General features: G+C 71.6%; 23 protein-coding genes. 5 read left to right on the top strand and 18 right to left on the bottom strand.

Annotated features, from left to right (window positions below; translation table 11 throughout):
* Positions 1–210: 210 nt before the first annotated feature.
* The 4 genes from HQQ78_RS02785 to rplU all read right to left on the bottom strand — a co-directional run bounded on the left by HQQ78_RS02785 (position 211) and on the right by rplU (position 3,303).
* Entirely contained in the window at positions 211–1,179 is a 969-nt protein-coding gene (locus HQQ78_RS02785) for a phosphodiesterase (RefSeq protein ID WP_173150970.1), read from the bottom strand.
* A 231-nt stretch (positions 1,180–1,410) separates the two neighbouring features.
* Positions 1,411–2,586 (bottom strand): alcohol dehydrogenase catalytic domain-containing protein, encoded by a 1,176-nt coding sequence (locus HQQ78_RS02780; RefSeq protein ID WP_173150969.1) that lies wholly within the window; start codon positions 2,584–2,586, stop codon positions 1,411–1,413.
* A gap of 124 nt (positions 2,587–2,710) precedes the next feature.
* Positions 2,711–2,977 carry a 50S ribosomal protein L27 gene (gene rpmA / locus HQQ78_RS02775; protein ID WP_043596143.1) on the bottom strand — a complete coding sequence of 89 codons (267 nt, stop codon included), beginning with the start codon at positions 2,975–2,977 and terminating at the stop codon, positions 2,711–2,713.
* A gap of 14 nt (positions 2,978–2,991) precedes the next feature.
* On the bottom strand, positions 2,992–3,303 hold the full coding sequence (rplU, locus tag HQQ78_RS02770) for a 50S ribosomal protein L21 (protein ID WP_054144935.1): 312 nt from the start codon (positions 3,301–3,303) through the stop codon (positions 2,992–2,994).
* 88 nt (positions 3,304–3,391) lie between these two features.
* Here rplU and HQQ78_RS02765 point away from each other — a divergent pair, with 88 nt between their 5' ends.
* Positions 3,392–4,033, top strand: coding sequence for a hypothetical protein (locus HQQ78_RS02765; protein ID WP_173150968.1), 642 nt, complete (start codon positions 3,392–3,394; stop codon positions 4,031–4,033).
* A gap of 22 nt (positions 4,034–4,055) precedes the next feature.
* On the opposite strand, the gene HQQ78_RS02760 is transcribed toward HQQ78_RS02765, so the two are convergent.
* The 4 genes from HQQ78_RS02760 to HQQ78_RS02745 form a co-directional block, all read right to left on the bottom strand.
* Positions 4,056–4,466: a DUF779 domain-containing protein gene (locus HQQ78_RS02760; RefSeq protein ID WP_173152108.1), complete on the bottom strand. Its 411-nt coding sequence runs from the start codon at positions 4,464–4,466 to the stop codon at positions 4,056–4,058.
* Between the two features lie 92 nt (positions 4,467–4,558).
* A complete protein-coding gene (locus HQQ78_RS02755; protein ID WP_056045771.1) occupies positions 4,559–6,100 on the bottom strand; it encodes an aldehyde dehydrogenase family protein in 1,542 nt (513 codons plus the stop codon).
* 94 nt (positions 6,101–6,194) lie between these two features.
* Positions 6,195–7,436, bottom strand: a complete 1,242-nt coding sequence (locus HQQ78_RS02750; protein WP_173150967.1) for a GAF domain-containing protein — start codon at positions 7,434–7,436, stop codon at positions 6,195–6,197.
* A gap of 230 nt (positions 7,437–7,666) precedes the next feature.
* Complete coding sequence (locus tag HQQ78_RS02745) at positions 7,667–8,590, bottom strand: NAD-dependent epimerase/dehydratase family protein (protein WP_173150966.1); 924 nt, start codon at positions 8,588–8,590, stop codon at positions 7,667–7,669.
* 125 nt (positions 8,591–8,715) lie between these two features.
* Between HQQ78_RS02745 and HQQ78_RS02740 the strand changes: the two genes are divergently transcribed.
* Entirely contained in the window at positions 8,716–9,432 is a 717-nt protein-coding gene (locus tag HQQ78_RS02740; RefSeq protein WP_173150965.1) for a TetR/AcrR family transcriptional regulator, read from the top strand.
* Positions 9,433–9,490: 58 nt separating this feature from the next.
* Here HQQ78_RS02740 and HQQ78_RS02735 read toward each other — a convergent pair whose 3' ends face one another.
* From HQQ78_RS02735 to HQQ78_RS02725, 3 genes are all read right to left on the bottom strand, one after another.
* Positions 9,491–9,826, bottom strand: a complete 336-nt coding sequence (locus tag HQQ78_RS02735) for a TraR/DksA family transcriptional regulator (protein ID WP_371740319.1) — start codon at positions 9,824–9,826, stop codon at positions 9,491–9,493.
* Between the two features lie 11 nt (positions 9,827–9,837).
* Positions 9,838–10,860 carry a glutathione S-transferase family protein gene (locus HQQ78_RS02730; protein WP_123570205.1) on the bottom strand — a complete coding sequence of 341 codons (1,023 nt, stop codon included), beginning with the start codon at positions 10,858–10,860 and terminating at the stop codon, positions 9,838–9,840.
* Positions 10,861–10,953: 93 nt separating this feature from the next.
* Positions 10,954–14,406 (bottom strand): DNA polymerase III subunit alpha, encoded by a 3,453-nt coding sequence (locus HQQ78_RS02725; RefSeq protein ID WP_173150964.1) that lies wholly within the window; start codon positions 14,404–14,406, stop codon positions 10,954–10,956.
* Between the two features lie 132 nt (positions 14,407–14,538).
* On the opposite strand from HQQ78_RS02725, the gene HQQ78_RS02720 reads away from it, so the two are divergent.
* A complete protein-coding gene (locus HQQ78_RS02720) occupies positions 14,539–15,852 on the top strand; it encodes an aromatic acid exporter family protein (RefSeq protein ID WP_173150963.1) in 1,314 nt (437 codons plus the stop codon).
* Positions 15,853–16,052: 200 nt separating this feature from the next.
* Positions 16,053–17,417 (top strand): glucose-6-phosphate dehydrogenase, encoded by a 1,365-nt coding sequence (locus tag HQQ78_RS02715; protein WP_056045748.1) that lies wholly within the window; start codon positions 16,053–16,055, stop codon positions 17,415–17,417.
* Positions 17,418–17,519: 102 nt separating this feature from the next.
* Here HQQ78_RS02715 and HQQ78_RS02710 read toward each other — a convergent pair whose 3' ends face one another.
* From HQQ78_RS02710 to HQQ78_RS02680, 7 genes are all read right to left on the bottom strand, one after another.
* On the bottom strand, positions 17,520–19,355 hold the full coding sequence (locus HQQ78_RS02710) for a glycoside hydrolase family 15 protein (RefSeq protein WP_371740398.1): 1,836 nt from the start codon (positions 19,353–19,355) through the stop codon (positions 17,520–17,522).
* On the bottom strand, positions 19,336–20,019 hold the full coding sequence (gene pnuC, locus HQQ78_RS02705) for a nicotinamide riboside transporter PnuC (protein ID WP_159824818.1): 684 nt from the start codon (positions 20,017–20,019) through the stop codon (positions 19,336–19,338). The genes HQQ78_RS02710 and pnuC overlap by 20 nt, the downstream gene beginning before the upstream one ends.
* Before the next feature lie 152 nt (positions 20,020–20,171).
* Positions 20,172–20,498: a DUF6504 family protein gene (locus tag HQQ78_RS02700; protein ID WP_055972315.1), complete on the bottom strand. Its 327-nt coding sequence runs from the start codon at positions 20,496–20,498 to the stop codon at positions 20,172–20,174.
* Positions 20,499–20,607: 109 nt separating this feature from the next.
* Positions 20,608–21,891, bottom strand: coding sequence for a type II toxin-antitoxin system HipA family toxin (locus HQQ78_RS02695; protein WP_173150961.1), 1,284 nt, complete (start codon positions 21,889–21,891; stop codon positions 20,608–20,610).
* On the bottom strand, positions 21,888–22,250 hold the full coding sequence (locus HQQ78_RS02690) for a helix-turn-helix domain-containing protein (RefSeq protein WP_056045735.1): 363 nt from the start codon (positions 22,248–22,250) through the stop codon (positions 21,888–21,890). Before HQQ78_RS02690 ends, HQQ78_RS02695 begins: the two co-directional genes overlap by 4 nt.
* 95 nt (positions 22,251–22,345) lie before the next feature.
* Complete coding sequence (locus tag HQQ78_RS02685) at positions 22,346–23,386, bottom strand: App1 family protein (protein ID WP_173150960.1); 1,041 nt, start codon at positions 23,384–23,386, stop codon at positions 22,346–22,348.
* A 62-nt stretch (positions 23,387–23,448) separates the two neighbouring features.
* Positions 23,449–24,177 (bottom strand): SOS response-associated peptidase, encoded by a 729-nt coding sequence (locus HQQ78_RS02680; protein ID WP_173150959.1) that lies wholly within the window; start codon positions 24,175–24,177, stop codon positions 23,449–23,451.
* Between the two features lie 115 nt (positions 24,178–24,292).
* On the opposite strand from HQQ78_RS02680, the gene HQQ78_RS02675 reads away from it, so the two are divergent.
* On the top strand, positions 24,293–24,940 hold the full coding sequence (locus HQQ78_RS02675) for a TetR/AcrR family transcriptional regulator (RefSeq protein ID WP_056045731.1): 648 nt from the start codon (positions 24,293–24,295) through the stop codon (positions 24,938–24,940).
* Positions 24,941–24,972 lie beyond the last annotated feature (32 nt).

The raw sequence follows: 24,972 nt of genomic DNA, 5'->3' as shown, positions 1-24,972 counted from the left end.
AACTCCTGCTCCGTGCTGCACGACGGGCCAGGGAAGGGGGCGTACGAGGTCGCACGGAGCAGGAAGCAGGAATTGCCGCCGGTGCTCGAAGCCGGCCGCGGCGGGCGGGACCTGGACGGCGGGCGGCACCTGGCCGGCAGGCGGCACCTACCCAGCGGGCGAGTGCAGCGCGGCAGGTTAGGGCGGTGGTGCGAGGGCCCGCCCGCCCGGTCAGAGCGTGTCGATCGGCCCCGTCAGCGCGAGGTCGCGCGGCACCACGGGCACCGGTGCCGTGTCCGTCGCGCGGTGGCGGGGGGCGGCGGGGGCGATGCGCACGCCGGCGACGGCGAGCCGCTCGGCCACCACGTCGGCAGGCACGTACTCGCCCACGGTCTCGTAGGTGCCGATCGGCACGACCGAGTGCACGACGGTGCCCTCGTAGACGTGGACCAGGTTGAACGCCTGGGCACCGTCGCGGCCCCGCGTGCCGCCGCCGGCGACGTTGAGGTCCTGCGTGTAGCAGGTGGCCGACGCGACCGAGACGGGGACGCCCGCGAAGGTGGCGTTGGTCGAGTAGTGCAGGTGCCCGGCGATGATGGAGCGGACGTCGCTGCCCTCGATCACCTCGGCGAGGGCCGCCTGGTCACGCAGCTCGACGAGGGCCGTCAGGTCCTGCACGCTCGGGACCGGCGGGTGGTGCATGGCGATGATGGTGCCGTCGGGGGCGTCGGTCGAGAGCTCCTCGGCGAGCCAGTCGAGCTGGTCTCCCGAGAGCCGGCCGAAGTGGTGGCCCGGCACGGTCGTGTCGAGGGTGATGACGCGCAGGCCGTTGACGTCGTAGACGAGATCGACGGGTCGCTGCGAGGGCAGCTGCCCGAAGAGCTCGGACCGGAACGCGCTGCGGTCGTCGTGGTTGCCCATGGCCCAGATGACCTGGGCTCCGAGTCGCTCGGCGACGGGCTCGATCAGATCGCGGAGCTTGCGGTAGGCCTCCGGCTCGCCCTTGTCGGCGAGGTCGCCCGTGAAGACGATGGCCTCGGGCCGCCCGTCGGACGCCTCGATCTCGTCCATGATCTGACGGAGCCGGGCCTCGCTGTCGACGGCGCCGTAGAGGTCGCGGTCACCGCCGACGAGGTGCGTGTCGCTGAGGTGCAGGATGAAGTGGTTCGGCCTGGGGTGTTCGGCCGTCCGGAGATCCATGGTTCTCTCAATCGATGTCGCCGACGTGGGCTCGGGACGAGACCCTCGTTGTTGATTCGTCACCAGTCCATCACCCGATTGCCATGAGTGGGGTGAACGTGCGCGCGCGTTTCGGTGAACGGTCGTCGAACAGGCCGCATTCCCGAGCGACGACGCTAGCCCGCCCCACGGGACGACGCGACCCCCAGGAGGCGGGGGTCGCGTCGTCGAGGTCTCTGACGTGTCGAGGCGTCAGGGCTTGAGGACGACCTTGATGCAGCCGTCCTCCTTGTTCTTGAAGACGTCGTACATGGCGGCGGCCTCGGAGAGCGGCACCGGGTGGGTGACGAGGTCCTCGGTGCCGAGCGGGTCGGTCGGGTCCTCGACGAGGGGCATCAGGGTGTCCATCCACTTCTGGACGTTGCACTGGCCCATCTTGATGGTGATCTGCTTGTCGAAGAGCGTGAGGAAGGGCGTGGGGTCGGCCGTGCCGCCGTAGACCCCGCTGAGCGAGACGGTGCCGCCACGGCGCACGATCTCGAAGGCGAGGTGCATGGCGCCGAGGCTGTCGATGCCAGCCTTCTGCATGACGGCCTGGCCGATCGCGTCGGGCAGGGCGGCGGCGAACTTCTGCACGAGGCCGATGCCGGCGTGCTCGTGTGCCTCCATGCCGACGGCGTCGACGACGGAGTCGGGTCCGCGGTCGTCGGTCATGCCCTTGACGACGTCGGCGACGTCCTTCGTCAGGTCGAGGACCTCGACGCCGTGGCGCTCGGCCATGGCGCGACGCTCGGGCACCGGATCGATGCCGATGACGCGGTAGCCGCGGTACTTGCCGATGCGCGACGCGAACTGGCCGACCGGGCCGAGGCCCAGGACGACCAGGGTGCCGCCTTCGGGCACCTGGGCGTACTCGACGCCCTGCCAGGCGGTCGGCAGGATGTCGCTGAGGAAGAGGTAGCGCTCGTCGGGCAGGTCGGCGCCGACCTTCACGAGGTTGGCGTCGGCACGCGCGATCCGCAGCTGCTCGGCCTGGCCACCGGGCACCTGGCCGTAGAGCTTGCTGAAGCCGTAGAGGGTGGCGCCCGAGTCGTACTCGGTGACCTGGGTGGTCTCGCACTGCGAGAAGAGCCCGCGGTCGCACATGAAGCAGTGGCCGCACGCGATGACGAAGGGGACGACGACGCGGTCGCCGACCTTGATGCGGCGGACCTCGGAACCGACCTGGGTGACGATGCCCATGGTCTCGTGGCCGAGCACGTCGCCCTTGTCGAGGAACGCGCCCAGGGCGTCGTACAGGTGCAGGTCGCTTCCGCAGATCGCGGCCGACGTGACCTTGATGACCGCGTCGCTCGGGTCGATGATCGTGGGATCGGGGACGTCCTCGACGGAGACGTTGGTGACGGACTGGTACGTGAGTGCCTTCATCGTTCCCGTCTACGCGTCCTCACCCCGTGCCGCCTGGACGAGGGGTACAGCGGGCACGGAAACGCCTCGGGGCGGCCGGGCCTGGGCCCGACCGCCCCGAGGCGGATGACGCGTGTGCTGTCGCCTAGGCGACGGCCGTCGCGGAGGCGACGATGTTGACGACCTTGCGGCCGCCCTTGTTGCCGAACTCGACCGAGCCGGGGGCGAGGGCGAAGAGGGTGTCGTCGCCGCCGCGGCCGACGTTGACGCCGGGGTGGAAGTGGGTGCCGCGCTGGCGGACGATGATCTCGCCGGCGAGGACGACCTGGCCGCCGAAGCGCTTCACGCCGAGGCGCTGTGCGTTCGAGTCACGACCGTTGCGGGTGGACGATGCGCCCTTTTTGTGTGCCATGTGGTGTCAGCCCCTTAGTTGGTGGTGATCGAGGTGATCTTGACGCGGGTCAGGTCGGCACGGAAGCCCATGCGACGCTTGTAGCCGGTCTTGTTCTTGTAGTTCTGGATGACGATCTTCGGGCCGCGCAGGTCGTTCAGGACCTCGCCCTCGACGGTGACCTTGGCCAGGTCGTCGCCCGACAGGATGGTGTCGCCGTCGACGTGCAGGACGGGGACGAACGAGACGGTGTCGGCGGTCGCGGCCTTGAGGCGGTCGACGGTCAGGATCGTGCCGACCTCGACCTTCTCCTGACGGCCACCGGCGCGCACGATTGCGAAAGCCATGGGAACTCCAAAAAAGTGGGGGATGTGACGCCCGGACTGCCGGACGACGTCGTGGTGCCACGAAGGCAACTTGGATAGTCTTTCACAAATGTCACGACCGATCAAACTTCGCCGCCCGCCGCAGTTCACGGCCGAGATCGTCGACGACGCCCGCCGGCGACTCCTCGACCTGCTGGACGACCTCGAGACGCTCACCACCGAGCACGCCGACGACATCGAGGTCTGGGGTTCGGCCGTGACGACCGCCGGCTGGGAGATCGCGAGCCTCGGCCAGTGGCTCGGCCTCGAGGGCGAGGCGGTGCTGCTGCTCGGCGGCGCGTCGTACCCCGAGATCGCCGAGCACCAGGGCACGAGCGCGTCGGCCGTGTACGCCCGCGTCGGCCGGTCGCTCACCCTCGCGCCCTACGCGCACGCCTCCGGCGTCGACGGGGCGACCACCCGCGTCTCGGCCGAGGGCCTCGACCAGGCCCGAGCCGAGTACGACCAGGAGGCGCGGGCCGGCGACCCGACGGACGTCGCCCCGGCGGCCGCGCCCGTCGGCGACTCCCTGGCCGACCGCGTGCCCGAGGTGCTGCGGAACGGCGCCCGACGGACCACCGAGATCGTCGCCGCCCTGCCCGACTACCGTCGGAGCAGCGTGCTGTCGACGTTGAGCGTCCTCGCCCGGCAGGGAGTGGTCGACCGGGTGGGGCACGGCGTCTACGCCCTGCCCCACCCGCCGACCGACTGAGTCCCCGGGCGGCGTCGGCCGATCAGGTCGGGGTGTCGCCCATCGCGTCGTCGAGTCCGAACGCCCGCAGCTCGTCGTCGTCCAGCAGTCGTGACCTGATCAGGAACCGCCGGCCTTCCGGGCTCTCGATCGAGAACCCGGCCCCGCGGCCCGGCACGACGTCGATCGTGAGGTGCGTGTACTTCCAGTACTCGAACTGGCTCCGGGACATGTAGACCTCGATCGGGTCGATCCCGTCGACGTGCAGGTCGCCCAGATGGACGTCGACGGCTCCCACCCGGAAGAACCCGACGGGGTAGCACATCGGCGACGAACCGTCGCAGCAGCCACCCGACTGGTGGAACATCAGCGGGCCGTGCTGCGCCGTCAGGGACACGAGGAACGCCGCCGCCTCGGGGGAGACGTCGACCCGGGAGGGGGTGGCGGCGACCATCCCGGAGGCCGGGGCCGGCGTGACCGCGCCGACCCGCGCCTCCTCGGCTGCTGCCGCTGCCGGCGCGGCGGCGGCCGTCTGCTCGGGCGTCATCAGAAGAAGCCCATCGGACCGTCCGCGTAGCTGACCAGCAGGTTCTTGGTCTGCTGGTAGTGGTCGAGCATCATCTTGTGGTTCTCGCGACCGATGCCGGACTGCTTGTAGCCGCCGAACGCCGCCCCGGCGGGGTACTGGTGGTACGTGTTCGACCAGACGCGACCGGCCTGGATGTCGCGGCCGGCCCGGTAGAGCTGGGCACCGTTGCGGCTCCAGACGCCGGCACCGAGACCGTAGAGGGTGTCGTTGGCGATCTTGATGGCGTCGTCGTAGTCGCTGAAGCTCGTCAGGGACAGGACGGGGCCGAAGATCTCCTCCTGGAAGATCCGCATCGAGTTGCGGCCCTCGAAGATCGTCGGGTTGACGTAGTAGCCGCCGGTCAGGTCGCCGCCCAGGTCGGCCCGGTCGCCGCCGAGCAACAGCGTCGCGCCTTCCTGCTTGCCGATGTCCATGTAGCTCAGGATCTTCTCGAGCTGGTCGTTGGACGCCTGGGCGCCGATCATGGTGTCCATCGAGAGCGGGTCGCCCTGCTTCACCTTCTTCACCCGCTCGACGCCGTCGGCGGTGAACTGGTCGTAGATCGACTGCTGCACGAGCGCCCGGCTCGGGCAGGTGCACACCTCGCCGGAGTTCAGGTTGAAGAACGAGAAGCCCTCGAGGGCCTTGTCGTAGAAGTCGTCCCGTTCGTCGGCGACGTCGGCGAAGAAGACGTTCGGGCTCTTGCCGCCGAGCTCGAGCGTCACCGGGATGAGGTTCTCGCTCGCCATCTGCATGATCAGGCGCCCGGTGGTGGTCTCGCCGGTGAACGCGATCTTGCGGATGTTCGGGTGGCTCGCCAGGGGGGCGCCGGCCTCGACGCCGAAGCCGTTGACGATGTTGAGCACCCCGGCGGGCAGGAGGTCCTTGACGAGGTCCATGAAGACGTGGATCGACGCGGGGGTCTGCTCGGCCGGCTTGAGGACGACGCAGTTGCCGGCGGCGAGGGCGGGGGCGAGCTTCCACACGGCCATCAGCAGCGGGAAGTTCCAGGGGATGATCTGGCCGACCACGCCGAGCGGTTCGTGGAAGTGGTAGGCGACGGTGTCGGCGTCGATCTCGCCGGTCGAACCCTCCTGCGCCCGGATCGCCCCGGCGAAGTAGCGGAAGTGGTCGATCGCGAGCGGGACGTCGGCGGCGAGGGCCTCACGGATGGGCTTGCCGTTGTCCCAGGTCTCGGCGACGGCGAGCATCTCGAGGTTCGCCTCCATGACGTCGGCGATCCTGTTGAGGATCAGCGCGCGTTGGGCGATCGTCGTCTTCTTCCACGAGTCGAACGCGCGCCAGGCGGCCTCGACCGCCTTGTCGACGTCCGCGGCGTTGCCCCGGGCGACCTCCGTGAAGACCTTGCCGTTCACCGGGCTCGGGTTCTCGAAGTACTGCCCGCTCGCCGGGGCGACGTACTCGCCGCCGATGAAGTGGTCGTAGCGGGGCTTGAAGGCCACCTTCGCGTCGGGCCGTCCCGGCGCGGCGTAGGTGTTCGGGGGAGTGGTGACGGTCATGACGGTCCCTTTCGACGACGGTGTCGGGTCGGTGGCGGGGGTCGCCCGCCGCTGGCGGCAGGCTACGTCGGGCGGGGTTGCATCCGGTTGCGCGTCAGTCCCGGCCTCCGAGCGCCTCGAGGTGCGCGACCAGGTGCGTCCGCCGGGGCGATCCCGGCGCAAGCCGACGTAGCAGTTCGAGCAGCACGCGCACGTCGTCGCGACCCGCGTCCGACTCCGAGTAGGACACCAGGCTCTCGATCGACCCGCCGGTGAGCAGGGCGTCCCGGACGGTCGCCGCGACCTCGGCCCGCAGCGCCACGACACCGGGCGCCGTGGACGAGGGCAGCGCCGGGCCGGTGTCGGCTCGCACGGCGGCGCGGTGGGCACCGCGGTCGACGAGTCCGACGAGCGCGTCGAGGTCGAGGGCCACCGGGCGGGGCAGGCGGTACGGGCGCGACAAGGGGACCAGCGTGGGGTCGAGGGCCTCGACGACGTGCCGCAGGCGCACCATCTCGGGGCGCAGGGTGGACACCGCGTCGACGTCGCCGTAGACCGCGTCGGCCAATTCGTGAGCGGTGTAGCCGGCGGTCCGGTGGGCGAGCAGGGTCATGATCTCGGAGTGCCGGGCACCCAGCGCGATGCGGCCGTCCCCGACCGTGAGGACGGCTTCGTCACGGCCCAGGGTCGTCAGGCCGGCGGGGGAGTCCGGACCGGATCGGACCGGCCGCCGGGGGGTGCGGGTCGGGAGGCGATCGACCGCAGCGAATCCCAGGAGCGCGAGGTGCGCCTCCACGGCCGCGACGGTCGCCGTGACCAGGGGCAGCGTCAACGAGCCGGCCGCCCGCTCGTCTCCCGTGATGTCGACGACTCCGATGACGTGCCCGTCGACGGGATCGTGGACCGGGACGGCCGTGCAGCTCCAGGCCCGCACGCGGTGGTTCCAGTGCTCGTCGCCGCGGATCTGCACGCCTCGGTCGAGCACGAGGGCGGTGCCCGGGGCCGAGGTGCCGACCCGCGACTCCGACCAGCCCGCACCGGCGACGAACAGCATGTCCTCGGCGCGGCGGCGGGCCGCGTGGTCGCCCTCGACCCAGAGCAGGCGTCCGTGCTCGTCGCCCAGCGCGACGAGCAGTCCCGAGCCCGAGACGTCGTCCGTGAGCAGACGACGCACCACGGGCAGCGCGAGTGCCAACGGGTGGTCCCGACGCCAGTCGTCGAGGTCGTCCTCGGGCAGCTCGAGTCGGGGCAGGCCGTCGGGATCGAGCCGGTGCCGTGAGGCGCGGTCCCACGAGTCGCGCACCACCCGGCGCTGCGGCCCGACGTCGCGGGGCGGACGGCTCGCGGTCAGCGTCATGGAGCACCAATCGTCGTCGATCGGGGCGAGTCGGCCGTCGTGCGGCGTCGTCGCCGGGGTGCTGTCAGCGTACGGTGGCGTGCGGCCGTCGGGGAAGGGCGGCGCGTGGGGGTCTGCTGTGACCTCGGGGAACCGTCGGTCCCGTCGGCAACTCCTGCTTCCCGTCGCGCCGTCGCGGGACGTCCCCGGGGGCAGGGGCCGTCGTCGTGCGGGGCGACAGGAGTCAGGACTTACCGATGCACGGCGTCGCGGGCGGCCGCGATCGTCGCGTCCAGCGCCTCGGGCCACGGGGTCGGTCCGATGTCGAGCAGGAGTTCGCTCTCGGACGAGTCCACGACGAAGGGCGAGTCGAACTGGTACTGCATCGCCCTCACCTCGCGGAGGAACGGCACCGTGCGGGTCAGGCCGGCCCACAGCAGCGGGTTCCACGGGCGGACGCGACCGGTCAGGCCGTAGCGGCGGCGCGCCTCCTCGGCGATCGCGACCCGTGAGGCGTGGGTGGCGTGCGGCGTCAGCCAGGCGCGTCCCCACTCGTCGCGGTCGATGGCGGCCACGAGGGTCGAGACGACGTCGGGCAGGTACGCCCAGGCGTGCGGCTGGGTCACGTCGCCGACCGCGTGGGCGGTGCGGCCCGCGACGAGCGGCCCGAAGAAGTCGCTGCCGAGGTGGGCGTTGCGCCCGGCACCGGGCCCGAAGTAGTCGCTCGCGCGCACCTCGACGGCCCGGACGCCCCGGTCGGCCGCGGCCAGGAGCCGCTGCCAGCTGTCGGCACGCACCCTGCCCTTCCCCTCGGCGGAGGCGAGGGGCGTGTGCTCGGTCATGGGCTCGGACACCGGCCCGTGGCCGTAGAGGTTGCCCATCAGCACGATGCGCGCCCCTGTGGTGGAGGCCGTCTCGATCAGGGCCGTGGTGATGGCCGGCCACTCGACGCCCCAGGCGGGGTAGGGCGGGTTCGAACAGACCACGATCGTGTCGACGCCGTGGGCCGCGTTCGTCAGGGCGGCGGCGTCCTTGGCGTCGAGCGTGAACGGGGCGGCCCCGGCGATCGCGGTGCCGCGGCGGGTGGCGACGCGCACGGTGTCGCCCCGCTCGGCGAGGCGGCGGACGAGGGGGGTGCCGATGGCTCCGGCTCCGACGACGAGATGGGTGGGCATGGGGTCCTCCTGGGGGCGATGAGCGAGAGCGGTGCTCTCGGATCTGACCCTAGGGTCGGGCGGCCCGATACGCAAGAGCGGTGCTCTCGTTTGTGTCGCGTGCTCTCGGACGACAGGATCGGGGCATGACCACGAACGCAGGGGACGACGGACGCGACCGGGCCGTGGGCGGCGTCCGCGAGCGGGCACGGACCGAGATCGTCGAGCGCGCCCTCGCCTCGGCCCACCGGCAGCTGGCCGAGGTGGGAGCGGCCGCCCTCTCGGTGCGCGCCGTCGCGCGCGACCTGGGCATGGCGTCCTCGGCGATCTACCGGTACTTCCCGAGCCGCGACGCCCTGCTGACCCGCCTGATCACCGACGCCTACGTCGACCTCGCCGAGGCCGCCCGTCGGGCCGAGCAGGACGTCGACCGGGCCGACCACCAGGAGCGCTTCCGCGAGACGGCCCGTGCGACCCGTCGCTGGGCGATCGCCGACCCGCACCGCTACGCCCTGCTCTACGGCTCACCCGTCCCCGGGTACGCGGCCCCCGTCGACACCGTCGAACCGGCGATCGCGGTGGGGCTGCTCCTGCTCGGGGCGGTCGACGACGCGGCGGCGAGCGGAGCCACGTTGCGGGCGATGCCCGTACGAGCCGGCCTGGCCGACGAGTTCACGCAGCTCGCCCAGGGCCTCGGGGCGTCGGTCGCCCCCGGTGTGCTGGCCGCGGGCATCACCGCCTGGACGGCCCTCTACGGGCATCTCAGCTTCGAGCTCTTCGGTCACCTCACCAACGTCGTCACCGACCGCGACGCCTGGTTCGAGTCGTTCCTCGACGAGCAGATCGCTCGCATCTGGGGCTGACGCCCCCGCCGACGCCCCCGCTGAGGGCGCGGGACGAGGCACCGGCAGGAGGCGCGGGTCAGCTCGCGCAGTCGATGCAGAGTCGGGCGGTGGGTCGCGCCTCGAGCCGAGCCTCGCCGATCCGGGCCGCACATCGCTCGCAGCGCCCGAAGGTGCCGTCGGCGAGCCGGGCCAGGGCGGCCTCGGCGTCGGCGGCGCGTTCGATGGCCGATCGCCGGACGGCGTCGAGCTGCGACCGTTCGTAGGCGATCGTGGACCCCTCGGGGTCGTGCTCGTCGTCGACGTTGGCTCCCTCGCGGGCCGCGGCCACCGCCTCCATGTCCCCGAGCAGTCGCGCGGCCAGCGCCAGGGCCTCGTCGCGTGTGGTGCGCAACCGGTCCGAGGGATCGAGCACGAGGCGGTGCCTCAGGCCCCGACGAGCGTCGGCACCTCTTCGCCGGCGCGGGGCGGTGCCGGGGGAGTGCCGTCGCCGAAGGGGCGGCCACCGAGCTGCTCGCGCCCGTGGTCGGTGAGCCATCCCGAGGCGTCCGGACCGACCGGGACGATGCCCGTGGGGTTGATGTCGGAGTGCACGACGTAGTAGTGCGCCTTGATCTGGTCGAAGTCGATCGTGTCGCCGAACCCGGGGGTCTGGAACAGGTCGCGGGCGTAGGCCCAGAGCACCGGCATCTCGCTGAGCTTGTTCCGGTTGCACTTGAAGTGCCCGTGGTAGACGGCGTCGAACCGGGCGAGCGTGGTGAACAGCCGGATGTCGGCCTCGGTGATGGTGTCGCCCACGAGGTAGCGCTGACCGGCCAGTCGCTCGGACAACCAGTCGAGCCGCTCGAAGAGGGTGCGGTAGGCCCGCTCGTAGCTCTTCTGCGACCCGGCGAAACCGGCGCGGTAGACCCCGTTGTTGACGTCGTGGAAGACCACGGCGTTCACCTCGTCGATCTCGCCGCGGAGGGCCTCGGGGTAGAGGTCGGGGGCGCCCTCGCGGTGGTGGGCGGTCCACTCGGTCGCGAAGTCGAGGGTGATCTGGGGGAAGTCGTTCGTGACGACCTTGCCGCTCGGCACGTCGACGATCGCCGGCACGGTGATGCCGCGCGGGTAGTCGGGCGTGCGGGCGAAGAACGCCTCCTGCAGGCGTTCGATGCCGAGGACGGGGTCGCGTCCGTCGGGGTCGAGGTCGAAGGTCCAGCTGCGGGCGTCGTGCGTGGGGCCGGGCAGGCCGAGCGAGATCGCGTCCTCCAGCCCGAGCAGGCGTCGCGAGATGACGCTGCGGTTCGCCCAGGGGCAGGCCCGGGCGGCGACCAGGCGGTAGCGACCGGCCTCGACCGGCCACCCGTCGACGGCATCGCGCGTGATGCGGTCTTCGATGTAGTTGGTGTCGCGGGTGTACTCCTGGCCCGGCTCGACGTAGCTGCCCTTGACCTGCTGATCGCTCATGTCGCCACCCTACGCACGGGGTGTCGGCAATTCCTGGCTGCTGCGACGTGCGCGGACGAGCGGCGGCCCCGGCCGCCGTGGTGACGACACGGGTCAGGAGTTGCCGACGGCTAGGGACGAGGAGGCGCGGGCCGCGTTCCAGTCGCGCCACATCGCCTTGAGGTCCCACGCGTTCTCGGCCTCGAGCGAGATGCCGCGCTCGCCGGTGCGACGCGTGCGTCCCTGGATCACCATCAGCTGTGTGCCGAACAGCAGCGAGCCGGCGCGGGCCTGGGCCTCCTCGAAGAACGTGGAGTCGGAGCAGCCGCTGCCGTCGTCGAGGCTGATGAAGACCACGCGTTTGCCGCTGCGCATCGGCGGGGTCTGGGTCGCGATGCGGATGCCCGCCACGAGCACGGTCGTGCCGTTCCAGTGGTCGCGCAGGTCGGCGGCGCGCACCACGCCCAGGTCGTCGAGCATGGGCCGGTAGCTCTCGATCACGTGTTCGCTGACCTCCATCGAGAGGATGTCGAGCTCGTCGGCGACCCGCTGCCGGGCGTCGACGTCGGGCGTGCCGGTCGGCACCGTGTCGGAGTCGTCGATCGAGAAGTCGAGCTGGTTCTCGACGTCGGTGGCCTTCGGGCGCGACGACCGGCCGGTGAGCGCTCGCACCCGCGCCAGGACGTCGCCGCGGGTGCGGCCGGGCCCGGCGACCGAGTCGAGCGCCCCGACCTGCGCCAGGCGCTCTAAGAGCGATCGGGACGGCGTCGCCCGCTGCCAGAAGTCGGTGATCGAGTCGTAGGGACGGTTCACGACCACCCGGGCCAGCTCGGCGTCGCTGATGCCGTGCACGTCGGCCAGCGACAGCCGCAGACCGAGGTCGCCCACCCGGGTCGGCGCGATCGGGGTCGCCGGCGGCCGGAGGCGCTCGACCCGGTAGACGTCGGTCGAGGCGTTGACGTCGAGCGGCAGCACGGGGACGCCCATGCGTCGCGCCTCGGTCAGCAGCAACCGCTTCGGGTACATGCCCGGGTCGTGGGTGAGGACGCCCGCCAGGAACTCGGCCGGGTAGTGGGTCTTCAACCACGCGCTCTGGTAGGTCGGCAGGGCGAACGCGGCCCCGTGGGCCTTGCAGAAGCCGAACGACCCGAACCCCTTGAGCGCGGCCCAGATCCGGTCGACCGCGGCGTCGTCGAAGCGTCGCCTCCCGGTCGCGGGGTCGAGGTTGCCGCGGGTGCGCTCGCGGAAGGTGGCCTCGAGCGCGTCGTCGTCGCCCTTGCCCATGTGCCGTCGGATCTCGTCGGCCTCGGCGAGCGACACCTGCATGGTCGCCTCGAGGATGCGCAGCACGTGCTCGTGGTAGATGACCACCCCGTAGCTGTCGTCGAGGAACGACGCGAAGCTCGGGTGCAGGTAGTCGGGCTGTTGGAATCCGTGCTTGGTGTCGAGGAACGGCGCGATCATGTTGCCCTTCATCGGGCCGGGCCGGAACAGCGAGATGTCGGCGATGAGGTCTTCGTAGCGGTCGGGCTGCATCTTGCCGATCAGCTCGCGCTGACCGGGGCTCTCGATCTGGAACATGCCGAGCGTGTGGGTGGTGCGGATCGCCTCGAAGGTGGGCTCGTCGTCGTGCGGGATCTCGTCGAGCTCGATCCGACCCTGGCGGTTCACGTAGGGCACGTCGACGGGCAGGGCACCGGCGAGGGCGGCACGGGGGCCGTTGACGCGTTCGATCTCGTCGAGGGCGTAGGCGAGCGAGCTCTGCATGCGGACGCCGAGGACGTCCAGCTTGAGCAGGCCGGCGTCGTTCATGTCGTACTTGTCGAACTGGCTCATCGGCAGGCCGATGCCGCTGGGCTGGACGGGGGTCGTGCTGAGCAGGTCGGAGTCGCCGAGGATGACCCCGCACGGGTGCATCGAGATGTGCCGGGGCAGACGGTCGAGCCGTTCGCTGAGGTCGACGAGCAGGTCGATCTGGTCGTTGCTCCGGGCGAGTTCGGCGATCTCGCGCAGCTCGGGTTTCTCGGCCATCGCCGTGCGCAGGTCTCGGGCGTTCGACCGCCAGACGTTCTTGGCCACGAGGTCGATCTGCTCGTCGTCGAGGCCCAGCGCGAGACCGGCGTCGCGCACCGCCCCGCGTCCGCGGTAGGTGGACTGCATCGACATGAGCGTGACCCGGTTGCTGCCGTACCGGTCGAAGATCGCCCGGTAGACCTCGTGCCGCCGCGCCGCCTCGACGTCGATGTCGATGTCGGGCAGGGTCTCGCGCTTGTTGCCGAGGAACCGTTCGAACAGCAGGTCGTGCTCGATCGGGTCGACGTTCGAGATGCGCAGCAGGTAGGTGACGAGGCTGCCCGCCCCCGATCCCCGCGCCGCGTTGCGCACCCGCAGGTCGCGCATCAGTGCGGAGACGTCGGCCACGGTGAGGAAGTACCCGGCGAAGCCGAACCCGGTGATGATGCCGAGTTCGTAGCGCATGCGGTCCTCGACCTTGTCGCGCAGGGCACGGTCGGCGTCGCCGAAGCGTTCGGTGACGCCGGCCTGGGCCTGCCGGAACAGCGCCTGGTCGGGGTCGCCGTCGACGCCGATCGCGCTGAGCTCCGGCACCTTCGGGCGGCCCCAGCCGAGGTCGGCGACGGGGTCGAGCCGGCACCGGTCGGCCAGGCGTTCGGTGGCGGCGAGCATCTCGTCGCCGACGCTGCGGGGCAACGACGAGGCGTCGCTCACCAGACGGGCCAGTCGGCGCATGTCGGCGGGGCGCTTGAGGTAGGCCTGGGCGTTCGGTTGGGGCCGGAACGAGCCGAGGGCGGCCAGGTGCCCTGCCGAGTCGAGCACGTCGGCCGTGACGGCCTCGTCGGGATCGAGGTACCGCACGGCGTTCGTGAGCACGGCCGGCACCCCGACGTGGTCGGCCAACTCGAGCATGCGGGCGGCGTGCCGGATGCTGCGGCTCTCGCCCGGCTCGGTCAGGTGGCAGACCACCTCGACCACCACGCCGCCCGGCAGCGTCGCCGCCCAGTCGGCGAGCGACGCCGCGGCCTCGCTGTGACGCCCCGCCTGGACCAGCCGGCCCACGTCGGAGTCGGGCCCCAGCAGCACGGTCGCCGCCGGCTCGGTCTCGCCCTGGACGAAGCCCCTCACCCGGGACCGGGCGATGGTCGCCACGCTGTTGGCGCTGCCGCTGGCGCGGCGGGTGGCCCGACCGTGGGACGCGCTGATCAGCCGGCACAGCGCCGCCCACCCCGCCTTCGCCGGCCCGCCGCCCCGCGCCCCGTGCGCCAGCACCACGATGCGGTCGACCCCGCCGGTGGCCCCGCCTCCGACGGCACCACCGTCCACGAACCCCTCGCGGTCGTCCCGGCAGCCCAGCTCGACCCCGACGATCGGGTCGACGCCCGCCGTCCGGCAGGCCCCGACGTGCCGGATCGCCCCGTACAGCCCGTCCCGGTCGGTGATCGCCGCCGCGTCGGCACCCGCCGCGACGGCGGCGTCGACGAGCGCCTTCGGGTGCGCCGTGCCGTGGTGGGCGCTGAACGCCGACGCGACGCGCAGGTGGGTGAAGCTCATGGTCGGTACCTCGGGCTGCTGAACCCCCGGCCGGGTCGTTCGAACAGGTGTTCGACCAGTGTACGTCGCTCCGATCGGCCGTCGCACCCCGTGGCCCGTCCCTCGGGTCCCACGGCCTGTCATCATCGGGGCATGTCCGATCGACGCCCCACCCCGACCGATCGACGCCCCACCTCGCCCGATCGACGGTCCGCCCTGCGTCGCGACGCCCGCACCGCGACCCACTGGACCCGCGTCCTGCTGGCCCAACCGCGCCTCCTGCTCGCCGTGAAGACGGCGCTCGCCGCGGCCCTCGCCTACTGGATCGCGCCGCAGGTGCCCGGCGTCGCCGCCGACTACCCGTACTACGCGCCGCTCGGCGCCGTGATCGCGATGTACCCGACCATCAAGAGCTCGCTGCGACAGGGGTTCCAGGTGCTGGTCGGCGTGGTCGTCGGCATCGCCCTCGCCACGGCGGTCTTCTCGCTGCAGGACGGTCGGCCCGGCGTGTTGGCGGTGGCGCTCGTCGTCGGGGTCGGCGTGCTCGTGGCCGGCATCCGCTGGCTCGGCGCCGGTCGTGACTGGGTGCTCACGGCCGGGTTGTTCGTGCTGCTGCTCGGCGGCGCGAACGCCGAGGCCTACTCGCTGGGCTACATCGTGCAGATCGGCGTCGGCGTCGTCGTCGGCGTCGTCGTCAACCTGGTGCTCGTGCCGCCGCTCTACGCCTCGCGAGCCGAGGAGCGCCTCCTCCGGGTGAAGGACTCGCTGGCCGACCGGGCCGACGAGGTCGCCGGCGTGTTCGAGACCCCCTGGCCCCTCGAGGACGACGAATGGGAGCGTCGCGTGGGCGTCCTGCCGAGCACCCTCCGCCGCGTCCGCGAGACCGTCGCGTACGCGGACGAGTCCCGTCGCATGAACCCGCGGTGGTTGCTCCGCCGCCGCGACCTCGGCCAGGAGTACGCGGATCTCGCCACGTACGAGCGCGTCTCGTTCCACCTGCAGGACGTCGCCGAGGTCTCGGGCATCCTCGGTCGCCGGATCGGCCGGCAGATCGGCATGCCCGACGACCTCGCGCCCGACGTCGCCCACGCCGTGCACGGCGTCGCCACCGTCATCCGACGCCACGGGGCCGACGACGTCGACGCGTTCACCGACGCCCGGCGACGCGTCGCCGACCTCTGGGACGCCGTCGACCGCCACCGGGACCGCCCGACCACGGACACGAGCGGCGGCGTCTCGATCGCCGTCTCGCTCGGACGCATCATCGCCGCGCTCGACCCCGACGACACCACCGCGCCCCGCCCCGAGGACGACGCCGCCGAGGAGGGGCGCGCGGCCGACGACGACGACACCGGCGGCCGGGTGGGCGGCACCGACAGCACGGGGCCGGTCGACGACGACAGCGCACCCCGCGACACCGCCCCGCACGACACCGTGCAGGACGGCGAGGCCGACGACGGTCGCTGACCCCGATACGGCGCTCACCCTCCGGGAGCAGTACGGTTGACCGGGCACCGGCGCCGAGACGCGACCCGTGCCCTCCGCGGCCGGGGCGGTCGACGGGAATGTCCGTCCCCCCTGTGCGTTGACACCCGTGGCCCCGAGAACCCCCGCCGCCTGATCGACCAGCGACGACACGATCGTCGCCCTCCCACGAAAGCTGCACTGTGACAGACACCACCACCCTCATCATCCTCGGAGCCAGCGGAGACCTCACCGAGCGTCTGCTGCTCCCCGGCCTCGCGAGCCTGCTCAAGAGCGACCGCGGCGTCGACGTCCAGCTCATCGGCACCGGCCGCAGCGAGCGCAGCCCCGAAGAGTGGGACGACGTCGTGAAGACCGCCTTCAACGGCGACGCCGGCAGCGACCTCGCCAAGAAGACGCTGGCGTCGAGCCGGTACATCCAGGGCGACCCGACCACGGTCGAGCACCTGAAGGCCCTGTTCGAGGCCAGCGAGGGCACGCCGGTCATGTACTTCGCCCTGCCGCCCGCCATCAGCACCAAGGTGATCCAGGCGCTCGCCGAGATCGACCTGCCCGACGGCCTGCGCCTCGCCCTCGAGAAGCCGTTCGGCTCGGACGAAGAGAGCGCCCGCGAGCTCAACGCCGAACTCCTCAAGATCGTCCCCGAGGAGCGCATCCACCGCACCGACCACTTCCTCGGTCGCGCGACGGTCCTCAACATGATCGGCCTGCGCTTCGCCAACCGCCTCTTCGAGCCGGTCTGGAACAGCGAGAACATCGAGAAGGTCGAGATCTTCTACGACGAGGTCCTCGGCCTCGAGGGTCGCGCCCAGTACTACGACAAGGCCGGCGCGCTGATCGACATGATCCAGAGCCACCTGCTGCAGGTGCTCGCCGTCATCGCGATGGACGCCCCGTCGAGCATCGACTCGGTCGAGCTGCGCAGCGAGATCGCCCGCGTCCTGCGCGCCACCTGGGTCAAAGACGCCGACCCGGTCGCCTCGAGCCGTCGCGCCCAGTACGCGGCCGGCACGATCGACGGCAAGGACGTCCCCGCCTACGCCGACGAGGACGGCGTCGACAACGAGCGCCAGACCGAGACCCTCGCCGAGGTCGAGTTCGAGGTCAAGACCCGTCGCTGGGCGGGCGTGCCGTTCATCCTGCGTTCGGGCAAGGGCATGACCAAGATCCGCAAAGAGGTGCTCATCACCTTCAAGCCGGTCCCCGCGCTTCCCGAGGGCCTCAACGGCTCGTCGACGCCCGACACGCTCCGCATCGAGATCAGCCCCGAGACGATGGAGCTCGGCGTCACCACGAACGGCTCGGGCAACCCGTTCGACCTCGAGAAGTCGACGATGTCGGTCACCCTGGGCAAGCCCGAGCTCACGCCCTACGGCGAGGTGCTCAGCGGCATCTTCCACGACGACCCGACGCTCTCGATCCGCGGCGACGTCGCCGAGCGCTGCTGGGCGATCGTCGCTCCCGTGATCGAGGCCTGGAAGGCCGACCAGGTGCCGCTCGACACCTACGCCGCCGGGTCGACCGGTCCGTCGGACTGGCCCGCCTGATCCTGGTCGCCCACTCCTGACCGGCAGACCTCGACGGCCGCCCCGCTCTCGCGAGCAGGGCGGCCGTCGTCGCGTCCGTCAGCCGAGGAGGCGCGGGTCGGGTCACCCGCGGTCGTGCGCCTTCCCGATCGCGTCGGCCGCGCGCACCAGCGCCAGGTGCGACAACGCCTGCGGGGTGTTGCCGACGTGGCGTCCCGTCGCGACCTCGATCTCCTCCGAGAGCATCCCGACGTCGTTGCAGTAGCCGACCAGCCGGTCCATCAGGGCGACGGCGTCGTCGACGCGCCCCGAGGCGGCGTACTGCTCGGCCAGCCAGAACGAGCAGGTCAAGAACGGGTTCTCCGCTCCGTCGAGGCCGTCGATGCCGCTCTCGGTGCGGTAACGCATGAGCAGGCCGTCCTGCAGCAGATCGTGCTCGATGGCGGCGACGGTGCCGAGCATCCGGGGGTCGTCGGCGGCGACGAAGCCGACCTGCGGCAGCTGCAGCAGGGACGCGTCGACCTCGGTCGTGCCGTAGTGCTGGGTGAAGGAGGCGCGGTCGGCGTTCCAGCCGCGGGTCTCGATCTCGGTGCGCACCTCGTCACGCAGCCGACGCCACCGGTCGACCGGGCCGTCGAGGCCGAACTGCTCGATGCCCTTGATGGCCCGGTCGAGAGCGGCCCAGATCATCACCCGCGAGTGGGTGAAGTGCTGCAACTCGCCGCGGATCTCCCAGATGCCGTTGTCGGGCCGGGTCCAGTTGTCCTCGACGTACTGCATGAGGGCACGCTGCAGGGGCCACGAGTACTCGCTCTCCTCGACGCCGAGCAGTCGGGCTTCGTGCAGGGCCACCATCACCTCGCCGAAGATGTCGCCCTGGTACTGCTCGTACGCGGCGTTCCCGATGCGCACCGGTGAGGCCCCGTCGTAGCCGGGCAGATGCCCGAGTTCGCTCTCGTGCAGGTACCGCTCGCCGGCCAGGCCGTACATGATCTGCACGTCGGCGGGGTCCCCGGCGATGGCACGCAGCAGCCAGCCGCGCCACCGGTCGGCCTCCTCGGCGTATCCGTGCAGGATGAGCGCCTGCAGCGTCATCGACGCGTCACGCAGCCACACGTAGCGGTAGTCCCAGTTGCGCGAGCCGCCGAACCGTTCGGGCAGGCTCGTGGTCGCCGCGGCGACGATGCCTCCGGTGTCCTCGTTGGTGAGGGCTCGGAGGATCAGGAGCGACCGGTGCACCTCGGGGGCGTAGGCCTCGGGGGCCGAGCAGCGTGAGGCCCACTCCTGCCACCAGGTGACGGTCTCGTCGATGCCGGCCGGCACGTCGAGGGGCGCCGGCGGTTCGCGATGGGACGGGTACCAGGTGAGGCTGAGGTCGACCGTCTCGCCGGGGGAGACGTCGAACGTCGCCTCGTGCGTGTGGTCGGTGGCGGTCAGCCGAGGGCCGCGGACCACGACGGCGTCGGGCCCGGCCGTGGCGACCAGGGCCGTCTCGTCGCCCTCGGGGATCTGCCGCACCCAGGGGAGGGCTGTCCCGTAGCCGAACCGGATCGCGAGGTCCACGTGGATCGAGACGGTGCCCGAGACCCCGGTCACCCGGCGGACGACGTCGGCCCGCCGGTCGCCGTAGGGCATGAGGTCGGTGACCTCGACCACGCCGGTGGGCGTCGTCCAGCGGGTGACGAGCACGAAGGTGTCGTCGACGTATCGCCGGGTCGAGGTGGCGGCGGCGTCGGAGGGGGCCACGAGCCAGCGTCCGGCGTCGTGGTCGCCGAGCAGGGCACCGAAGGTCGACGCGGAGTCGAAGCGGGGGAGGCAGAGCCAGTCGATGCTGCCGTCGGAGCCGACGAGGCCTCCGGTGTGCAGGTCGCCGATCAGTGCGTAGTTCTCGATGGGCAGGGGCATGCGCTCATCAAACCAGCGCGCGCCGGGGCCGGGATCAGCGTTGCAGCGTCGGATCGGGCCAGAGCGTCTCGACCTTGGGCTTCTGCCGCCGGGTGCGAGCCCAGACGACGAACCCCGCGAGCGTGAAGGCGCCGTAGAAGACGTACATGAACGCCGACGCGTAGTAGCCGGCGCTGAACAACAGGGGAGTGCCGACGAGGTCGACCGCGACCCAGATCAACCAGAACTCGACCCAGCCCTTGGCCATGCCGTAGGTGGCGAGGAGCGACCCGGTGAAGATCCAGGCGTCGGCCCACACGGGTTCGTACGACCCCAGCAGGCGGAACAGGGGGGTCAACGCGGCGGTGCCGCCGACGAGGACGACGACGATCAGCACCCGGTTCTTCCACCCCGCCCAGCGGGGCTCGACGGCCGCGCCGCCGGCGTCGTCGGCGTGCTTCCAGCGGTACCAGCCGTAGATCGACACCACGATGAACATCACCTGGCGTGCGGCCTGCCCGAGCAGGTTCACCGGGTTGGGGGTGTCGAACACCGCGCCGAGGAAGACGGTGAACAGCAGCGCGTTGCCCACGATGCCGATCGGCCAGGCCCAGACCTTGCGCCTCATGCCGCCGAGGGCGCTGAGCAGGCCGAAGACGTTGCCCACCACCTCGCGCCAGAGGATCGTCTGGTCGCCGATGTGCACCTGCGCGTCGAACAACCACAGCAACGGATTCATCGGGAGGCTCTCTTCGGTCGGGGAGGCGGGTGGTGCGGGACCACGGCGTCCCCGGGGCGCAGGGCGCCTGGTGCGTCAACGAGTGTGGCACGGGGGGAATTCCCGACGTCGCACGGCTCACCGGCCACGGTCGTCCGACGGACGCCCCGGGTTCAGGCGAACAGCTGCTGCTCGACCCGGTCGTCGAACACCCCGAGCAGCAACCACGAGTCGCCTCGGCCGTCGAGCGCCAGGTCGAAGGTGCCGTCGACACGGTGGGCACCGTCCGTGAGCGGCACGGCGTCGACCCGCCAGACCGTCATCTCGAGCAGGTGCGCGCTCGCCCCGCGTGGTGCCCGGGTCGCCGATCGCCACCAGTCGGTCCGAGTGACCCAGAGTTCGGGCGAACTGACGACGCCGTACACGACCCCCCGCCACTCGAAGCGCAGGGGCGCCCCGTCGGCGGTCGTCTCGACCGGGACCTTCTCGTCCACCCTCATCTGCCGACCTCTCGTTCGAATGTGTGTTCGAACGGAGTCTACGAACCCCCACCGACATCGGCCACCCCCCGGTGCGAGGCCGAGGCCCGGGCGCCAGGCGCCGGCGTCCTCACCAGCCGGGCAGCGCCTCCTCGACGTGGACGACCGCCTCGCGGGGCAGGCCGGCCTCGTCGGCGAACGACCGCCACCGCCCCACCGCGTCGCGCACCTCGTCGACGATGCCCGACGCGTCCCGCACCAGGAAACGATCCGCCAGGCGCATCACGTCGGCCCTCGAGACGTCACGGAAGACGCCGTCCACCCCCATGAGGTGCTGGTACGTCCACCGCCCGGTCGGGTTGTGTGCGAACGTCACGTCGTACGCGGGCGACAGCCCCCACGACGCCTCGGGCCCCGCCAACAGGAACGACGAGTTCTTCGTGTGGTCGTCGTTGTTGGCCGCCAGCACGTTGAAGACCATCCGGCGGAACGCCTGCGCCATCGCCTCGTCGCCCGACCCCATCCGACGGACGGCGTCGAACAGCTGCCCGTAGTCGTGGGCCTGCCGCTGCCGGAAGTCGAGATGGGCCGCCCCGCACAGCGTGAGGACGTGGGCCTTGCCCTCGGCCCGGCGGTCGAACCGACGCGTCATGAAGTGCGACCGCCCGTTCTCGTCGAGCAACCGGCACTCGGCCATGTCGATCCCCGCCGCCCCCGCCATCAGCGAATACGCGTACTCGACCCGTCCGGCGAGACCTCCCGACCCCAGCTCGGAGTCCGGGCCCACCCCGTCCAGCTTGATCAACCAGTGCTCGAACCCGTCCGGCGCCGCCACCTGGCCCGACCGGATCTCGCCCGTGCCACGATTCCACGCGACCACCGCCTTCGCCCGCGCCCCACCCGCCGACGTCCCCACCTGGATCAACGACCTGATCGCCGACTCCGCCTCGCGGTCGTCGCCGAAGCTGGCGTCCAGCACGCTGCGTGCCCCCTCGACGAGCGCACTCAGTTCGACCGCGCTCGTCGTCCGCTGACGCGGTCCCCGCGCCGGCCGGAACTCCAACGCCCCCATGGCCCGGTCCGCCATGTACGCCAACCGGTCGAGCGGGCTCACCTGCTGCCGTGACACCCCCTGGCGCACCAACCAGGCGTCGATCACCGCATTGCCGAAGTCGTCCGGCATCGCGTCCGCCAGCACGGCGGGCAGGCGATGGAACGTCGCCTCGGGCAACTGCGGGAAGACGTGCCGCCGCGTACGCACCGGCATCGTCAGTGGCGCCAACTCGATGCCGCGCGCCACCCAGTCCGGGTAGTACTCGAAGACGTACGCCCCGATCCCCGGGTCGAGTGCCACGGCCCCCACCCGGAGACCCCACGCCGTCACCTCGACCGCCCGGACCGGGACCCAGCTCACGAGTCGCCGCCCGGTGATCGTCCGCCCCGCGGGCGATACACCCGACGTCGCGGCTCGTCGCCCGCCGACCGCAGCACGTCGAGCGGGCTGACGGCGCTCGCCGGGGCGATGCCCCCGAGGACGTCGTCGGCACCGAGGGCCCGCAGGACGCGGACGAGCGTGCGCAACGTGCTGCCGCGGCCGGCCTCGAGGGACTGCACCGTGCTGGGGGACAGGTCGGCCCGTCGGGCGAGTTCGAGCTGGTCGAGTCCCCGGTCGAGCCTCAGGCGACGGACCTGCTCGCCGACCTGGCGTTCACGCTCGTCCGTCGACACGAGCGGGGGCACCGGCACTCGTGCGGCCTGGTCGTCGTCGAACACGATGCTCCAATCTCGGGATGATCCACGATAGCAGCCATGTCGACCCACAAAACAGGACTATCCCACTATCACAGGATCACTACGAGCTACCAGGGTCAGTCGATCACGCCGTTGTCGAGGAGTTGTTCCCACAGGCCGGCGCCGTCGGGTGCCGACACCCAGACGACGTCCCTGCCCTCGGCATGTTCCGACCGCGACCGTCCACCGGCCAGCACGGCCTCGCTCGGCGACAGCTGACGGATCGCCACGGCGGCCACGTTCTCGGGGTGGTCGTGCAGGAACGTGCCGTAGAGCTCTTCGTCGTGCTGCCCGTCGTCGCCGACGAGCAGCCACTTGAGTTCGGGGAACTCGTCGGCGAGGCGGCGCAGGGACTCCTGTTTGTGCAGGCGACCGCTGCGGAAGATCCGGTCGTGGGTGGGGCCCCAGTCGGTCAACAGGAGTGCGCCGCTCGGGTACAGGTTGCGGGACAGGAAGCGGGACAGCGTCGGCGCCACGTTCCAGGCGCCCGTCGAGAGGTAGATGACGGGGCACCCGGGGTTCGCCGCGTTCAGGCGCTCGTAGAGCACGGCCATGCCGGGCACCGGGCGCCGGGCGTGCTCGTTGAGCACGAAGGTGTTCCAGGCCGCGAGCAGCGGCCGGGGCAACGAGGTGACCATCACGGTGTCGTCGATGTCCGAGACGATGCCGAACCGCGCCTCCGGATCGATGACGAAGATCGGCGCCTCGACCGGCACGGACCCCTCGGTGCTCAGGGTCGCGACGTGCCAGCCGGGTTCGAGGTCGACGGCGATGCGGGCGTCGAGCACGCCACCGCGGTCGGCCTGGACGCGTTGGACGCGACCGCCGAGCGAGACCTCGACCAGGGCCTTCTCGACGGGCACGCTGGTGAAGCTGCGCCACCCCCGGACGTTGAGGCGGTCCACGCCCGACAGCGTGCCCGTCCGGGTGAGCAGGACGCGGGACAGCACCCGCGCCCATCCGGGAGCGCCGTAGCCGGTGTACGGCACGACGGTGGGCAGGAGGCCGCGGCGTCGGGCTCGCTTCTCGCGGAAGCGGTGGACCGAGTTCTCGATGCGGGCCGCTCGGTGGAGGAAGGGCTCGACGGCGGCGGGCGGTGCCTTGCGGGTGTCGGGCATCCGGTCAGTCTCGCACGATGGGTCGTCGGACGGACGGACGGACGGACCGCCGACGGACCGGATCAGCCGACGGGGGCCAGCAGACCGGGGTGGTCGACCGACGACGAGCCGACCTCGGGGCCGACCTCGTGGTGCAGCAGGCGCGCGGCGATCTCGTCGCTGAGGCCGGCGATGCCCTGCACCAGGTCGTCGTCGCCCTCCGTCTCGGGGTCGAGCCAGTCGTCCATGACGTCGGTGCCGACGAGCACCGGCATGCGGTCGTGCACCTCGGACACCGGACCCGAGGAGGCGCGGGTCAACACGGTCGTCGACAACAGCCACCGAGACGGGGCGCCCACCTCGGCCGACGGGTCTCGCCACCACTCGTAGAGCGCGCCGAACAGCACCACCTCGTCGTCGGGCAGCCGCACGAGGACGGGGCGCTTCGAGCCGTCGCGCAGGGTCTGCCACTCGTACCACCCGGTGGCCGGGACCAGGCCGCGGCGCGAGACCACGGCGTCGCGGAACGACGGCTTCTCGGCGACCGACTCGGACCGTGCGTTGAACAGCGGGGGACCGGAGTCGGGCCCTGCCGAGCCACCGGGCACGAGACCCCACCGCGCCGCGGCGAGCCGTCGGACCGGCGGGCCGCCGGCGTCCTCGCCCCGAGGAGCCGCGTCGACGAGCAGACTCACCGGCCGGGTCGGAGCGATATTCCAGGAAGGCTCTGGGAGAGTGTCTCCTGATACATCGACGTCGAACAGGGCCACCAGGTCGCTCGAGGCGCGTGCCATCACGAATCGTCCGCACATGCGATCCATTCTGGTGGCAGCCGCCGACATCCGGTGACCGCCACCTCGGTCCCCCTTCCGACGTCATCGCACCGTGCCCGACCCCGTCGAGGCATCGCCACGAAACGGAGAAACGTTGCTCGTCACCGACGTCAATGACGCACTGCCCGGGGGTTCACCGCTGCTGAGGAACGAGCCGGTCCAGGCTCGCAGTTCCGCGCGGCTCACCGGGCTGCTCGACGCGGCCGCGGCCATCATCGACGAGATCGGCTACGAGCGTCTGACGACGGCCATGGTCGCCGAGCGGGCGGGCGCCTCGATCGGCACGGTCTACCGCTACTTCCCCGACCGCATCGCCGTCGTCGACGCGCTCGCCCTGCGTTCCGTCCAGCGTCTGACCGTCCGGGTCGACGAGGCCGTGTCCGACGACGCCGTCACCGACTGGCGTCGTGCCGTCGACCTGTTCGTCGACGCCAAGGCCGAGATGTACCGCAGCGAGCCCGGTTTCCGGGCCATCCGCTTCGGCGACGCACCCGACGTGCGCACGCCCGAGACGCGCCAGTACACGAGCCCCCTGGCCGAGCAGCTGCTCGCCGTGCTCGTCGACCACTGCTCGGTGCCGCGCACCGACGAGCTCGAGCTGGGCCTCCAGGTGGCGGTCGAGATCGCGAACGCCCTGTTGGCGCGTGCCTTCATCGACGACGCCGAGGGCGACGGCCGCTTCGTCGACCAGTGCCGCACGGTCCTGACGGGCTACCTCGAGCCCCTCGTCGGCGCGCACTGACCTCGTCGGCCGTGTGACGGCCGGCGTCGGGG

It is taken from the genome of Frigoribacterium sp. VKM Ac-2859 (assembly GCF_013204925.1).
Classification (GTDB): Bacteria; Actinomycetota; Actinomycetes; order Actinomycetales; family Microbacteriaceae; genus Frigoribacterium.
The sequence above is the reverse complement of the archived record's forward strand: the minus strand, read 5'-3'. Positions and strand labels throughout refer to the sequence as shown.

Coding starts and splice junctions, on each gene's coding strand:
- pnuC (WP_159824818.1), bottom strand. CDS start 20,019: ATGAATCCGTTGCTGTGGTTGTTCGACGCGCAGGTGCACATCGGCGAC.
- rpmA (WP_043596143.1), bottom strand. CDS start 2,977: ATGGCACACAAAAAGGGCGCATCGTCCACCCGCAACGGTCGTGACTCG.
- HQQ78_RS02725 (WP_173150964.1), bottom strand. CDS start 14,406: ATGAGCTTCACCCACCTGCGCGTCGCGTCGGCGTTCAGCGCCCACCAC.
- HQQ78_RS02785 (WP_173150970.1), bottom strand. CDS start 1,179: ATGGATCTCCGGACGGCCGAACACCCCAGGCCGAACCACTTCATCCTG.
- HQQ78_RS02740 (WP_173150965.1), top strand. CDS start 8,716: ATGACCACGAACGCAGGGGACGACGGACGCGACCGGGCCGTGGGCGGC.
- HQQ78_RS02720 (WP_173150963.1), top strand. CDS start 14,539: ATGTCCGATCGACGCCCCACCCCGACCGATCGACGCCCCACCTCGCCC.
- HQQ78_RS02685 (WP_173150960.1), bottom strand. CDS start 23,386: ATGCCCGACACCCGCAAGGCACCGCCCGCCGCCGTCGAGCCCTTCCTC.
- HQQ78_RS02745 (WP_173150966.1), bottom strand. CDS start 8,590: ATGCCCACCCATCTCGTCGTCGGAGCCGGAGCCATCGGCACCCCCCTC.
- HQQ78_RS02755 (WP_056045771.1), bottom strand. CDS start 6,100: ATGACCGTCACCACTCCCCCGAACACCTACGCCGCGCCGGGACGGCCC.
- HQQ78_RS02780 (WP_173150969.1), bottom strand. CDS start 2,586: ATGAAGGCACTCACGTACCAGTCCGTCACCAACGTCTCCGTCGAGGAC.
- HQQ78_RS02680 (WP_173150959.1), bottom strand. CDS start 24,177: ATGTGCGGACGATTCGTGATGGCACGCGCCTCGAGCGACCTGGTGGCC.
- HQQ78_RS02730 (WP_123570205.1), bottom strand. CDS start 10,860: ATGAGCGATCAGCAGGTCAAGGGCAGCTACGTCGAGCCGGGCCAGGAG.
- HQQ78_RS02760 (WP_173152108.1), bottom strand. CDS start 4,466: ATGGTCGCCGCCACCCCCTCCCGGGTCGACGTCTCCCCCGAGGCGGCG.
- rplU (WP_054144935.1), bottom strand. CDS start 3,303: ATGGCTTTCGCAATCGTGCGCGCCGGTGGCCGTCAGGAGAAGGTCGAG.
- HQQ78_RS02700 (WP_055972315.1), bottom strand. CDS start 20,498: ATGAGGGTGGACGAGAAGGTCCCGGTCGAGACGACCGCCGACGGGGCG.
- HQQ78_RS02765 (WP_173150968.1), top strand. CDS start 3,392: ATGTCACGACCGATCAAACTTCGCCGCCCGCCGCAGTTCACGGCCGAG.
- HQQ78_RS02750 (WP_173150967.1), bottom strand. CDS start 7,436: ATGACGCTGACCGCGAGCCGTCCGCCCCGCGACGTCGGGCCGCAGCGC.